General features: G+C 31.6%; 11 protein-coding genes. All 11 read left to right on the top strand.

Going from position 1 to position 13,533, the window contains the following annotated elements; translation table 11 throughout:
- Nucleotides 1–135: 135 nt before the first annotated feature.
- The gene (locus tag Q1A01_RS04530) at nucleotides 136–1,761 is read left to right on the top strand and encodes an MBL fold metallo-hydrolase (RefSeq protein ID WP_299676650.1); all 1,626 of its coding nucleotides are present in this window, start codon (nucleotides 136–138) and stop codon (nucleotides 1,759–1,761) included.
- A 143-nt stretch (nucleotides 1,762–1,904) separates the two neighbouring features.
- Nucleotides 1,905–4,229 carry an outer membrane beta-barrel family protein gene (locus tag Q1A01_RS04535; protein ID WP_299676652.1) on the top strand — a complete coding sequence of 775 codons (2,325 nt, stop codon included), beginning with the start codon at nucleotides 1,905–1,907 and terminating at the stop codon, nucleotides 4,227–4,229.
- Nucleotides 4,230–4,265: 36 nt separating this feature from the next.
- Nucleotides 4,266–4,985 (top strand): alpha/beta fold hydrolase, encoded by a 720-nt coding sequence (locus tag Q1A01_RS04540; protein WP_299676655.1) that lies wholly within the window; start codon nucleotides 4,266–4,268, stop codon nucleotides 4,983–4,985.
- 141 nt (nucleotides 4,986–5,126) lie between these two features.
- Nucleotides 5,127–6,782, top strand: a complete 1,656-nt coding sequence (locus tag Q1A01_RS04545) for a cyclic peptide export ABC transporter (protein WP_299676658.1) — start codon at nucleotides 5,127–5,129, stop codon at nucleotides 6,780–6,782.
- A gap of 143 nt (nucleotides 6,783–6,925) precedes the next feature.
- Nucleotides 6,926–9,295: a penicillin acylase family protein gene (locus Q1A01_RS04550; RefSeq protein ID WP_299676661.1), complete on the top strand. Its 2,370-nt coding sequence runs from the start codon at nucleotides 6,926–6,928 to the stop codon at nucleotides 9,293–9,295.
- Nucleotides 9,292–9,678 carry a hypothetical protein gene (locus Q1A01_RS04555; protein WP_299676664.1) on the top strand — a complete coding sequence of 129 codons (387 nt, stop codon included), beginning with the start codon at nucleotides 9,292–9,294 and terminating at the stop codon, nucleotides 9,676–9,678. Before Q1A01_RS04550 ends, Q1A01_RS04555 begins: the two co-directional genes overlap by 4 nt.
- 198 nt (nucleotides 9,679–9,876) lie before the next feature.
- Nucleotides 9,877–11,085, top strand: coding sequence for a crotonyl-CoA carboxylase/reductase (gene ccrA / locus Q1A01_RS04560; RefSeq protein ID WP_299676667.1), 1,209 nt, complete (start codon nucleotides 9,877–9,879; stop codon nucleotides 11,083–11,085).
- Nucleotides 11,086–11,164: 79 nt separating this feature from the next.
- Nucleotides 11,165–11,320, top strand: a complete 156-nt coding sequence (locus tag Q1A01_RS04565) for a hypothetical protein (RefSeq protein ID WP_299676670.1) — start codon at nucleotides 11,165–11,167, stop codon at nucleotides 11,318–11,320.
- A 174-nt stretch (nucleotides 11,321–11,494) separates the two neighbouring features.
- Nucleotides 11,495–11,641 carry a hypothetical protein gene (locus tag Q1A01_RS04570; protein WP_299676673.1) on the top strand — a complete coding sequence of 49 codons (147 nt, stop codon included), beginning with the start codon at nucleotides 11,495–11,497 and terminating at the stop codon, nucleotides 11,639–11,641.
- 419 nt (nucleotides 11,642–12,060) lie between these two features.
- The gene (locus Q1A01_RS04575; protein WP_299676676.1) at nucleotides 12,061–12,450 is read left to right on the top strand and encodes a hypothetical protein; all 390 of its coding nucleotides are present in this window, start codon (nucleotides 12,061–12,063) and stop codon (nucleotides 12,448–12,450) included.
- A gap of 181 nt (nucleotides 12,451–12,631) precedes the next feature.
- Nucleotides 12,632–13,336, top strand: a complete 705-nt coding sequence (locus Q1A01_RS04580) for a 4'-phosphopantetheinyl transferase superfamily protein (protein WP_299676679.1) — start codon at nucleotides 12,632–12,634, stop codon at nucleotides 13,334–13,336.
- Nucleotides 13,337–13,533: the final 197 nt, after the last annotated feature.

Consider the following 13,533-nt stretch of genomic DNA (forward strand, 5'->3'; position numbering starts at 1 on the left):
GAAAAGGTTACATAACCTATAGAGTTTTACGGAATGACACAGTTGTTCTGAAGAGATTTTATAGGCGTTTATGTAGCATTTTCTTGTCAAGAAAATAAAAAACTTTATTAAAATAAAACCTAAAAATTAGAACTCATGGAAATACAAAATGATGATTTAGTATACATTAAAAAAAATCTAGCAATTGAACCTTTAGTAGATAATTGGTATGCATGGCCACATTTGGTTTCGCCAGCTACAGCCGCAATGAATATTAAAGATAGGCATTTGAAAATCATGGGGTCATATGTTCAAAATCCAATGATTCATGCAGCAGCAGTAAAAACTCCTAAAATGATGGGAGGTCCTTTTATTGATTATGATGGAAAACGTGTAGGTGAAATTCAAGGTCTTATTGATAATACAAATGAAAAATGTGCAAAACTCTTAGCATTAAGAGAAGACATATTTGAACTTAACGAAACACTTAGAAGAGAAGCAAAAGGATATTCTCTTACAGATTTGTATGATAAGGTGCCAGAAAGTTTACAAGGACTTGTAGAATTAGTATACGATATAAATAACAATCCTTCTTTTCGCATTTTTGAATCCTTACTATATGAAACAGAATATTATGATGAGTCACTTCAAAGTTTTAACTTGTTTCTAGTACATGACGATGACTCAAGATCTTTTGTGTTAAGTACTCCTAAATTACCAGGAGATGATATTTTAAGAGTAAACTTACCTTTTAAGAGTGAGAAGATTGATCAGTTATTTGAAATGGAAGATCATCCTAAAACATTTGGAGAGATTGCTTCTATATTTGATATAGCTTATGAAGATATTCCTTTGTTTAAATCCTTTTTTACAACAGAGAAATCTGAAAAATATCAACGTTATACAGGAGATGGGGTTCTTACTAGATATTTTGGACATGCATGTATCCTCACAGAAACTAAAGAAACTACAATTCTTGCAGATCCTTTAGTAAGCTATGGATATGAGTCAGATATTTCACGTTATTCTTATGATGATTTACCAGAATCTATAGATTATGTTTTGGTGACTCATAATCACCAAGATCACATTCTTTTCGAAACCTTATTAAGACTAAGACGTAAGATTAAAAATATTATTGTTCCAAAAAGTAATGGCGGCTTCCTTCAAGATCCAAACCTTAAATTAATGTTTGAGAGAATAGGATTTACCAATATTATTGAGCTTGGAGAAATGGAAACAATTCATTTTGATGATTGTTCAATTACAGGACTTCCATTTGTTGGAGAACATTGTGATTTAGATGTACGTAGTAAACTATGTCATCATGTAGCCTATAAGGATGGTCTAAAAGTATTATTTGCTGCAGATTCTTGTAATGTATCTCCAAAATTATACGAGCGTATTCATAAGGTAATGGGAGATATCAATATTATCTTCTTAGGAATGGAATGTGAAGGAGCTCCATTATCATGGTTATATGGTCCTTTAATGCCAGAACCACTATCTAGAGATAAAGATGAATCTAGACGACTAGCTGGGTGTAATTTTGAACAAGCCAAAGCACTTGTAGATGTATTTAAACCTAGTGAAGTATTTGTATATGCAATGGGAATGGAACCATGGCTTAAATATATAAGCTCTATTAAATATACAGATGAATCACTTCCAATAGTAGAATCTAATAAGTTATTAGACTACTGTACTGCAAACGGTATAGAGCCAGAGAGATTATTTGGAGAAAAAATTGTTGAGTATAATAATGACCTTGTACTTGCATAAACTTCATAAGGAATAGCATTACTAGGCAGCGCGTAGCTATTGTTATTTATATATCAGAAATAAAACAATTGTTAATACTTAATAAAGAAATCATGTTAAAATCAATATACATATATGCATTTATATTTTTGTGTATATCTTCCATGTCCTCCCAGTCCCTAACTCAAATATCAGGAACGGTATCTGGTGATGACCCTAATGACAAATTAGCATATGCTTCTGTAATTGTAAAACAAGATACTTTGGTAGTAGAAGCTGTGATTACTAACGATAGAGGAGACTTTAAAATTGGAGATCTCAAAGTAGGAAAATACAATGTAGAAGTTCAGTTTTTGGGTTTTGAAACGTATTCTTCTCCTTTAAGCATAGATGGATCTAAATCAAGAATTAATTTGGGTACTATCCGATTAAAATCTGATGTTACCTCATTAGAAGAAGTCGTAGTTACTGGAGAGACGTCTCAGCTGTCATTACAACTGGATAAAAAAGTCTTTAATGTAGGAAAGGATCTAATCTCTCAAGGTGGTGCAGCTACTCAGGTGCTAGATAATGTTCCTTCTGTTGCGGTAGATCCTTCCGGAGCGGTAAGTTTAAGAGGTAATAGTAATGTTCTTATCCTTATAAATGGAAGGAAATCTGGACTAGCATCTACGCAAGGATTAGAACAAATTCCTGCAGAAACTATAAAATCTGTAGAAGTGATTACAAACCCTTCCGCACGATATGATGCATCTGGATCTGCTGGAATTATCAATATCATCCTGAAAAAGAATACAAAGCAGGACCTAAGTGGAAGTGTAACTGTATCAACAGGGACTCCAGCAGATCATAGAATTACGGGAAGTCTTAATTATAAAAAAGGAAAAATTAACTTATTTTCTAATATTGGAGTTCGTTATTCTGATTATGTAGGGCTTTACACTAGAGATCAACAAAGTACTATAGATGGAAATGATTTGTTTTTAAGTCAGCGAGAAGATCAAGATAGACATGATGATGGAGGGTTATTTTATTTTGGATTAGACTATTTTATAAACGAAACAAATACAATTACGACTGCATTTTATAGAAATGAGACAAAAGACTCTGATGAGACGGTTTTAAATTTTGATTTTTCTGGAGAGAATATTGAGGATACACGTATACAAACATTGGGAGATTCTGAAGAAAAAAGAAGTTATAATCAATTTGAGTTTAACTATACAAAAACATTCAAGAAACCTGGCAGAAAATTTACAGTAGATGTTCAATATGATTTTTGGGATAGTACCAAAGATTTCAATATAGATCGAAGAACAATCACACCAGACATAGGAGATAGATCAATTATTAATACACGATCTAATAGAGAGAATGATGATATTGTAATTCAATCTGATTTTGTAACTCCTTTAAGTGAAACTTCAAATTTTGAAACAGGAATAAAAATAGAAGATAGAAATGTAGCTACAGATTTTGCTGCTTCTGAAGAGATAAACGGAACCGTTTCTGACATTGAAGGTTTTAATAATGGTCTTGATTATAAAGAACAAATAATAGGCGCTTATGCACAGTACGGAAACAAGGTTAAGAAGTTTAGTTATTTAGTAGGATTAAGAACAGAGTATACAGATATTCAGATTAATGATCAAAATACAGGGGCTAGATTAACAGATAGTACGTATACAAGATTATTTCCATCTGTAAATTTAAGCTATGTGTTGTCGCAAAAAACAACAGCACAATTAAATTATAGCAAACGTATTAATAGACCTAATTTATTTCAATTAAATCCATTTGCTGAACTTATAGATTTTAACTCTCGTATTTTCGGAAATATTAATCTTGTCCCTTCTTTTACAGATGCTGTAGAATTAACATTTATTCGTAAATCTAAGGGATTAGTTATTAATCCTTCTATCTATTACTCTAATACCCAAAATAACTTTCAATATTTCACTACTCAAAATGAGGAAGGAGTTTTTGAAACTTTTTTGATAAACTTAGAAGAAGAGAGTCGTTTTGGTATTGAAGTGTCTGCACAATATATGCCTATAAAATGGTTGGCTTTAATGGCAGAAGTTAATGCCTATACGTTTGATCAAAAAGGTAGCGTAGGGACTACAAATTTAGATTTTTCTAATGAGACATTAACGACCACATTATTAAGTCAAATAAAACTACCTAAGAAGTTTACATTCCAAAGTAAATTTGAATATAGAGCACCTATTAGTGATGCTCAAACTAGAACAAGAGGCCTGTATTATTTAAATATGGCTTTAGGGAAATCATTATTTAATAACAAAGGTAGAATCACACTAGGAGTAAGTAATATTTTTAATACGCAGAAAACAAGAGATAGAACAGTAGGAGATGGTTTTATTGTAAATCAATTAACCAATTTTAATGCCGCTAGATGGAATCTTAATTTCAATTATAGATTTAATAAAGGAAGGGACCGCAAAGCCAAGAAAAGTAATAGGCAATAGTAGTAAACATATTGTTTCATTTTAAAAGACACAGCTATGTATTCACAACAAAAAACACAGTTATTTTTACTGCACTTTGCAGGAGGGAGTTGTTATTCTTTTGATTTTCTTAAAAACGAACTTCAAGATAATTTTGAATGTTATCCCTTAGAACTACCAGGGAGAGGTAAAAGAAATCAGGAAACGTATTTACATAACAAATTTGATGCAATTCTTGATTATGTGGCACAAATTAGAGCCCTTAGAAACGATCAGCCCTATATAATATATGGGCATAGCATGGGGGCGACACTAGGACTTTCTGTTACAAAAAAAATGGAAGAATATCTAGATGCTCCCCATAGGCTAATTGTTTCAGGAAACCCTGGCCCAGGTGCTTCACAAAAAGAGATACAAAGGCATGCATTAAGTGATGCTGAGTTTAAAGAAGAGTTGAGAGCCTTGGGAGGTGTTCCTGAAGAAGTATTGCAGGATGAAGATCTATATGACTATTTCAGCCCTATTATGAGAGCCGATTTTGAGATACTAGAAAAAAATAAAAACTCAGAAATAGGACTTGTCATTAACACCTCTATTTATGCAATAATGGGAGATCAAGAAGAAACCGTAAATGAGATTGAAAATTGGAACACTTTTAGTGCAAAAAAATGTGATTATCGCGTGTTGCCAGGGAATCATTTCTTCATACACAATCATACAGAAACACTTACTCAGATTATAAATGAGTGTGCTATGCATGCATTACTGAATGTATAAACCTCAAAAGTATATCCCCAATTGAGGTAAGCCTTTTTACGCTTTCGCGAAAGCGTATACTAAATCAAAAAAATAGATCAAATAAGTAGTACTTCTAGGAGTAGAAGCTATGATCTGTACATAATTTTTTAATAAATAGACATGAAAAATAACACTATAAATTCTAGTAACTCTAGATTGATACCTATTAAAACATTAGTAGGATATTCCTTGTTAGCAATTGTTTCAGGCTTGTCAGGTTTTGCATTTATCACGATCATTAATAAAGTGATTAGTAATTCTATCACAGCCACAGAAACCATGACGATGCAAGAGTATTTGTATATATTCTTAGCAGCAATTGTTATCTTCTTTATCTCACGTAGATGGTTAGCAGGAGGTATTATTAGATTATCTCAAAAGATATATTGGGATATTAGGAAGGATGTTATAAAACTTATCCTAAAAGCTCCTTATAGAAAATTGCAAGAATATAAAGATGAAGTATATGCTACATTAACAACAGATGTAAATCATATTACTAGTGCTTCATTAATGATCATTACGTTCTTTTCTTCTGTCATACTTATAGTAGCTTGTTTAGTATATATGGCATTTTTATCTCTGAAATTATTAGGTGTTAGTGCCGCTGTCATAGCAATAGGAGTATTTATTTATCTAGTAAGATCAAGAACGAGTAACACCCAAATAAAAGAAGTAAGAGAGTTAGAGAAAACATTTATCAATATCTTCAATAGTTTTTTAGATGGTGCTAAAGAAATTAATATAAACCCAGATAAAGGAACACAACTTTATAATGAGAAATTATTGAAAGTAACAAATGTTGGAGAAACAAAGTATGTAAAAGCCTTTTTAAAATACTTGAATAGTGAGATTATAAGTCAGTTGTTATTTTATAGTTTAATTGCATTTATTCTTGTGTTTGCTGGAGCCGTATTTAATACACCTATAGAAGTTAAAGTTAGTTTTGTTTTTGTGTTGTTGTATTTAATGGGACCTATTGTAAGTGTAATGACTATTGTTCCTATAATGAATAGGGCAGTTGTATCACTTAGAAAAATGGAAAAACTTAAAGCTGATCTTACAAAAATTGAAAAGGCACCTTTAGAAATAAATGATACTAATAGTTATAGAAATTTTTCAGAATTGAAAATACGTAATTACTCATTTTCATATGGTGAGCATAAATTTTCTATAGGCCCTATTAACTTGGATGTTTCTAGAAACGAGGTGGTATTTGTATATGGAGGAAACGGAGAAGGAAAAACTACGTTTATTAATACTGTTTTAAACCTTTATAATTTAGATAATGGCGAGGCCTATGTAGATGGTAAACGAATTCCTTTAGAAGAACAAGACACTATAAAAGCACTTTTTGCTCCTGTTTTTAGCGATTTTTATTTGTTTGATGAATTTTACGGAATCTCAAATATACATCAGGACAAAGTAAATAACTATCTTCATTTATTTGAATTAGATAAAAAAGTACACTTAGAAGATAACCGTTTTTCTACCACCGATTTATCAACCGGACAGCGTAAACGATTAGCTTTAATTAGTGTTTTATTAGAAGATAGACCTATCATTGTACTTGATGAATGGGCAGCAGACCAAGACCCTCATTTTAGACACAAATTTTACACAGAGATTATTCCAATCCTAGTTCAAGAAGAAGATAAAACTATTATAGCTATTACTCATGATGATCGATATTATGATGTTGCAGATACTCTTCTTAAAATGGAATATGGAAAACTAGAAGAAACCACTGTTTCTGAACTCGCCACTATTTTTTAGATTTTTTGCAAACCGCAACATCATGTAAACATACTTCTCATCAGTGAGAAGGATTCACATGTATGATTTAGATATACGGTTACTCACAAGTATATCTATCACTATTATATCAATCAGATTTTTACTTTATAAAACTTAAGAAAATGAAAACACTTAAATTAATACTAGTGGTTGTCGTATCTCTTGCTTGGATATTTGTGACAACTTTTAATTTGGGACCGTTAGGTTCCTTAGGAGAATTAACGACCTATAAAACGGGGCTGTTGTCGGTTCCTTTACAAGAAAATGGAATAACGGAAGTCACAAGTGAGCGTGATTTAAATATATACGTAGACGATGTAGGAATTCCTCATATCTATACGAATGAAAAAGAGGATGCAGCATACGGGCTAGGATATATGCATGCAAAAGATAGGTATTTCCAAATGGAAATGATTTCAAGAATTGTGCAAGGAAGACTATCAGAGTTATTATCTGCACAAACCATAGAATCAGATGTGTTTTGGAAACCTTATGAGTTTGAACAAAAATCGATAGCGCTTTTAGAAGAGTACAAACAAACAGAACCCGCTTTTTATGCATATTTACAGTCTTATTCAGATGGAGTAAATGATTATTTAGAGAATAATGAAATGACAGATCCTCTTTATAAAGCGCTTGGAGAGGAACCTAGAGAATGGAAAGCAGAATACTCATTATTGTTTACTTGGTATATGAGTTGGACACTAACTTATTTTGACCATCATATAGAGCAACAAGAACTTTTAGTAGAATTACCTGAAAATGTAAGAGAATATTTTTACCCTTTACAACCTGATGGCATGACCCCTATAATTTCATCAGAAAAGGCACCATCAAATGTAAATGTACCTGATTTAGGATTAGATTATGCAACCTCAGATAATGTAGAGACTTCAGAGAGCAAAATGCCACTATTTGATATTGGAACGCAATTGAGAAATAAACACAAGTTTTATCAAGGTATAGGAAGTAATAATTGGGTGGTTAATAATTCAAAGACTACTAACAAAGGAAATATATTAGCAAATGATCCTCATTTATATCTAACGCTTCCAGAAGCATTTTATGAAGCCCACCTTGTGACAGACAATGTTAAAGTGTATGGTTTTACAATCCCAGGAGTTCCAGTAATTGTAAGCGGTCATAATGATAAAATATCGTGGGGGATCACCAATGGAGAATGGGACTTAGTTGATAGATATAAACTTCAAGTTAAAGAAGATAGCTTATACCTTTATGAAGAAAAATGGGTGCCTTTTGATACTAAAGAATACACCATTAAAGTGAAAAATAGATCTGATCATACTATAGAACAAAGAACAACAGTACACGGAAAAGTTCTTAAAGAAGATAATGATCAGTATTATGCGCAACACTGGTATGCTGCAAATAGTAGCAATTCTGTAAAAGCAATGTATGATGTCATGCAAAGCCAAAACTGGAATAACTTTACAACAGCATTACGTGATTATAGTTATCCGCCACAGAACTTTGTGTATAGTGATGTAAATGATAATATAGGGATTGTATGTGCAGGAGAATTACCAGATAGAAATGAAGATTATGTAGGGCAAGTACTTGATGGAACAGTAAAGTATATTCCCGCAAAATCGTTAGACTCTCTTTGGTATGATTTTAATCCAGAAAAGAAATTCTTGTTTTCTGCAAACCAGCAACCTATTCAAAACAGTGTATACTTTGGAGCTCACGGCTTAAAAGATAATTATAGAGCAAAGCGTATTCATTCTTTATTAGAAGAAAAAGATAATTGGCAAGTCAATGAAATTCAAAAAATGCAAGTCGATGAGGTTGATATTTCTTTTAATGATTTTAAAGAATTGATGCGCAATTACACAGTAAAAGAAGCGTATAGAAATATTGCACAGACGTTAACAGATTGGGATGGTAATATGCATAATGAAGCAAATCAAGCCTTGATTTTTGAAGTACTTCGCAATGTGTCTATAGAAGAAGCAAAACAATTTGCAAATACTGAATTACAAGTTAATAAAGGACCGTCATTACAATACTTCTTAAAGTATTTAAATGATACAGAGTATACAATTCCAGAAAGTAAAGATAAACAAGAGATTGTAGATGCCATTTTTGAAAAAACAAACGCTGCCTTAACAGAACAATTTGGTGACGAATGGAGCAATATATCTTATAAAAAGATGTCTGAATTTACGATTAGTAATATCATGTTTATTCCAGGGTTAGGCGAAAAAATTGATGATGTAGGGGGGAATACAAATACGATCAACATTAATACAGATAGTTTCCATCCAGTATTCAGAGCTGTATATGAAATTAACGAAGGAGAAATTCAAGCGCAAACTATTCTAGCAGGAGGGCAAAGCGGTATGATTAACTCCAAACATTATAAAGATCAAATTAGGCCTTGGAGAAATGGGGAGTATAAAAAAGTGCAATTTGTTGGAAATCCTAATCAATTAGAAAATATAGAAAACATTATAAAATTTAAACGATGAAAAAGAGTCTTAATTATTTACCGTACGTAGTTGTAATACTCATACAATTTTTAATGAGTAATTACACAGCAATTCTACTAGCTATTATTCTAATAGGAGTTGTTAGTTCTTTTGTAATAAAACATAAAAGAGTATTTTTAAAAAGCTTTCTACTTGCATTAGCTGTCTTTGGCGTGACATTCTTTATCTATCAATCACGAATAGATTATATCAAAGATCTTTTAGTGAATTTAGGACTGCCAGGCGTTTTTGTATTTGTATTCTTTCCTTTAATTAATGCCTTAAATACAGCAATTCTTTTCTTTTTTGGATATAAAATAGGAAAACTATTTACTAGAAGAAAAAAGGAAACTGAAGACCAAATCATGGAAGTTGTAAGTTAGTATGACTTTAATTTTCTTGAATTCCCCAAGACTCATTAAAGTAGGGATACACCTAGTTTTTTGATGCAAAATGAGGGTGAGTTATATAACCAAGTATGTAATGCTATAGTAAGAATCAGTATCAACCTGATAACATCATTCTTTTATTAGGGTGGTGAGAGTTTGCGTATACATTACTTACATAAAAATAAAATAGTTATGAAAGAATTATTTAATATTAATGAAAGTCCAGAGTTAGGAAATGTTCCTCCAAAAATGTATGCATATGTCATAAAATCAGACAATCATGGAGGGCCAATGCAATCTTTAAGAGAAGAGGTAATTGAAACACCTCAGGTAGGTTTTGATGAAGTACTTATTAAAGTGAAAGCTGTAGGTATTAACTATAATGGATTATGGGCAGCGATGGCTGATCCTGTATCACCAACAAAATTTCATGGAAAAGATTTTCATATAGCAGGAAGTGACGCATCAGGCATTATTTGGAAAATAGGAGAAGGACTTGTCAATAATCCTAATTTTAAATATAAACTAGGAGATGAAGTTATTATCCATTGTGGTCAATCCTGTGGATTATGCGATGAATGTAATGGAGGAAATACAATGTTATGTTTATCTCAAAAAATATATGGATATGAAACACCATATGGTTCTTTTGCTCAATATACAGCTGTCAAAGCAGCACAATTATTAAGAAAACCGAAACACTTAAAATGGGATGAAGCAGGAAGCTATATGTTAACCTATGCGACCGCTTGGAAAATGTTATTTGGACATGCTCCAAATACCCTAAAGCCAGGAATGAATGTATTGGTCTGGGGAGCTAGTGGAGGCCTTGGAAGTGCAGCAATACAATTAATTAAAATTGCTGGTGCAAATGCCATTGCTGTTACTTCTAGTAAAGAAAAAGGGGAGCAATGCATGAAACTAGGCGCTGTAGGTTATATCAATAGGAAAAACTTTAATTGCTGGGGAGACCTCCCTAATGTAAATGACAAAGAAGCCTATGGAGAGCATTTAAAAGAAATGAGAAAGTTTGGAAAAGCAATCTGGGAAATTACAGGTAAAAATGTAAATCCAGATATTGTTTTTGAACATGTAGGCAAGGCCACCTTTCCTACAAGTTGTTATGTAGTTAAAACAGGCGGAATGGTTGTTTTTTGCGGAGCAACAACAGGCTTTAATTTATCTATAGATGCCTCTTATGTATGGATGCGTCAAAAAAGAATTCAAGGATCACATTTTAGTTCCTTAAAAGAGTTAAGTGATGCAAATAAACTAGTAGAAAATGCAATGTTCAAACCTATTATATCAAAAACATATCCTTGGAAAGACTTGCCTTTAGCGCATTTAGACATGCTAAATAATAATAATACTCAGTTTGGAAATGCAGCTGTGATGCTATAGCACTTTAATTACAGTTTAAAAGCCTGAGGTTTTGACAGGCTCAAAATGTTCAAAATTATAATTACTAAAAATTACGAAAATGAAAGAAAAAGGATTAAAAAAACTAGGGCTCAATTTTGAGAAAATGACAATATCTAAGTTAAAACAAAAAACAATTGAAGGGGGGGGATGGTCTCTTTCTATACTCACTGAAAATACATGCCATTGTACTTTTTGCGAATTTGATGATTGTTGAAAATAGTTAATATGTGTGATATACACGCACTACTTAAAAATAGGGTGTGTATATCTATATTATTTATTATGAAATGAATAGCAGTCATTTTGGAGTCTTGCTTCAATGATGTTATTTAATGACCTGAAGTTTTAACAAGGTTAAAATGTTTAATACGATTAAAATTGTAAAATCATGAAAAAAAAATTGAAACAACTCACGCTCAATAAAGAGCAAATTAGCAAACTTTATTTAGATAAAATAACAGGAGGGAATGCTGGCTTAGAAGATTCAAGACTAAGTGAAACTTGCCTCTGTGGTTCCGAACCAGATAACTGTTAATTGAAAATTGAAATACAAGGAATAAACTCCTTGTATTTCAATTACTAAAATAAATTTTAAGTGTCTTTTATGATTTCTTGATTCACACTAAAACCAATTTAAAATGACAACCAATAAATCACAATGCATATGCGCTCAGAAGGGTATCATGTGTAAACGCAAATTAAATTTAATAAAACAAGGGAGATCTATAGAAGAAGTAACATCTAAAGATTTTGTTTGCCCTCTAAAAGCAGCATTAGCTCACGCCTCGTAAATATCTTTGTAAACACTATATGTTACCATATTTGTAGGTGATAAATAGCGTTCATATCGATATAATTTTATGATATAAATACAATGATTATTAGAGAAACTTCTCAATGAGTATTTATATAATCTTTCGTTCTAGAATAATAATCTAATAAAATGTTAGTGCTATGAATATTGAATTAGAATATGCGCCAAATGACATTATAAACAGTATAATTCCTGAAATGTTAGAAATCAAAAAAGATGCTATACATATATTAGGAACAAAATTTTTAACCGTTATCAATGATGACGGTAACTTTGTGAAAATTAAAAATGTAAATCTAGATGAATCTAGTTCTTTCCAATTAACACAACTACTTTGGAATTTAGCATTCATTAATCTTACAATACAAAGATCAAGAGGACAATTTGGTCATGCAGAAGCAAAAACAAAAACCATTAAACTTCTCAATAAAACGCTTACCAAGCTTAAAAAGTGCAATTGTATCTATGATATACGAGTCCTGATTCGCTATATAGAAAGAGAAGGCAGTTGCATACATAAATTATTATAATTTATATCCTAGACATGGTTTATAACATTAATGACTATAAACTAAATGTCTACAATTCGACATTATATTCAATAATACTTTGTGTTGTTGAAATTAAAAAATACCAATAAAACCTTAGAGAATTTTCATACAAAACTACAGGGCGATTTACTTCGTGTAGTAGTTTGTTATACTCATTATTATGGTTACACAAAATTCAACATATAACATAGCGTTCAGCAATTTTAAATCGATTCCTAAGATAGATTTAAAAGAAGACGAATATTGTTTATTTCAATATTCTACAGATCGCGACATAGATCACGGTTTCTTACAATATTACTTAGAGTTCTTACCTAAGGAGTTTAAAGCAGAAGTACTGAAGTATAGGCGATGGGATGACCGTTACAATTGCCTTTTTGGAAAACTAATGGTGTACATAGGAGCATATCTGTTTGGCTATACTTCTTTTGAATTTGAAAAAATTCTTAAAGATAGTTACGGAAAACCCTATATACCTGATAGCGATTTTAACTTTAATATTTCACATAGTGGTAATACAGTTGTTTGTGTCTTCAGTAAACAAGAAATAGGCGTAGATATCGAAGAAATTAATGATATCGAAGTCGATTTATTTAAAGATGTCTTTACTGCTGTAGAATTACAGGAAATCAAATCTAAGGGATTAGATAAGTTTTATGAATACTGGACCAAAAAAGAATCTGTTATCAAAGCAGTTGGAAAAGGAATGTCTATCCCTCTCAAAGAAATAGCTATTCAAGAAAATGCTAGTATTTATGATAACTATGCTTGGTATACAAAGAGCTTTAAAATGAATAATAAATTTTGCTCTATTACCTCCAAAAGTAAACTGAAGAAATCACAAGAAATGCATATTCTTTTCTAAGGGATTTGTGAAAGGTACGCTTTCGCGAAAGCGTACTTGTGAGATTCATGACCATAGGGAGAGTAAAACGATAAAACGTATAAAAAATACGTGCACTCATATGGTGTCAAAGATCCTTTTCAAGAATACCATCATCTATAAACTTCTAAAATAGATAGGAATCTATATCAAAACACACCAGATATAGCAGTTGAATT

Origin of the sequence: uncultured Dokdonia sp. (genome assembly GCF_947492815.1) — a bacterium.
Classification (GTDB): Bacteria; Bacteroidota; Bacteroidia; order Flavobacteriales; family Flavobacteriaceae; genus Dokdonia.

Bases quoted from the DNA above. Each gene is read 5' to 3' on its own strand.
- Q1A01_RS04570 (WP_299676673.1), top strand. From the start codon at position 11,495: ATGAAAAAAAAATTGAAACAACTCACGCTCAATAAAGAGCAAATTAGC.
- Q1A01_RS04535 (WP_299676652.1), top strand. From the start codon at position 1,905: ATGTCCTCCCAGTCCCTAACTCAAATATCAGGAACGGTATCTGGTGAT.
- Q1A01_RS04530 (WP_299676650.1), top strand. From the start codon at position 136: ATGGAAATACAAAATGATGATTTAGTATACATTAAAAAAAATCTAGCA.
- Q1A01_RS04545 (WP_299676658.1), top strand. From the start codon at position 5,127: ATGAAAAATAACACTATAAATTCTAGTAACTCTAGATTGATACCTATT.
- Q1A01_RS04580 (WP_299676679.1), top strand. From the start codon at position 12,632: ATGGTTACACAAAATTCAACATATAACATAGCGTTCAGCAATTTTAAA.
- Q1A01_RS04550 (WP_299676661.1), top strand. From the start codon at position 6,926: ATGAAAACACTTAAATTAATACTAGTGGTTGTCGTATCTCTTGCTTGG.
- Q1A01_RS04555 (WP_299676664.1), top strand. From the start codon at position 9,292: ATGAAAAAGAGTCTTAATTATTTACCGTACGTAGTTGTAATACTCATA.
- Q1A01_RS04540 (WP_299676655.1), top strand. From the start codon at position 4,266: ATGTATTCACAACAAAAAACACAGTTATTTTTACTGCACTTTGCAGGA.
- Q1A01_RS04575 (WP_299676676.1), top strand. From the start codon at position 12,061: ATGAATATTGAATTAGAATATGCGCCAAATGACATTATAAACAGTATA.
- ccrA (WP_299676667.1), top strand. From the start codon at position 9,877: ATGAAAGAATTATTTAATATTAATGAAAGTCCAGAGTTAGGAAATGTT.
- Q1A01_RS04565 (WP_299676670.1), top strand. From the start codon at position 11,165: ATGAAAGAAAAAGGATTAAAAAAACTAGGGCTCAATTTTGAGAAAATG.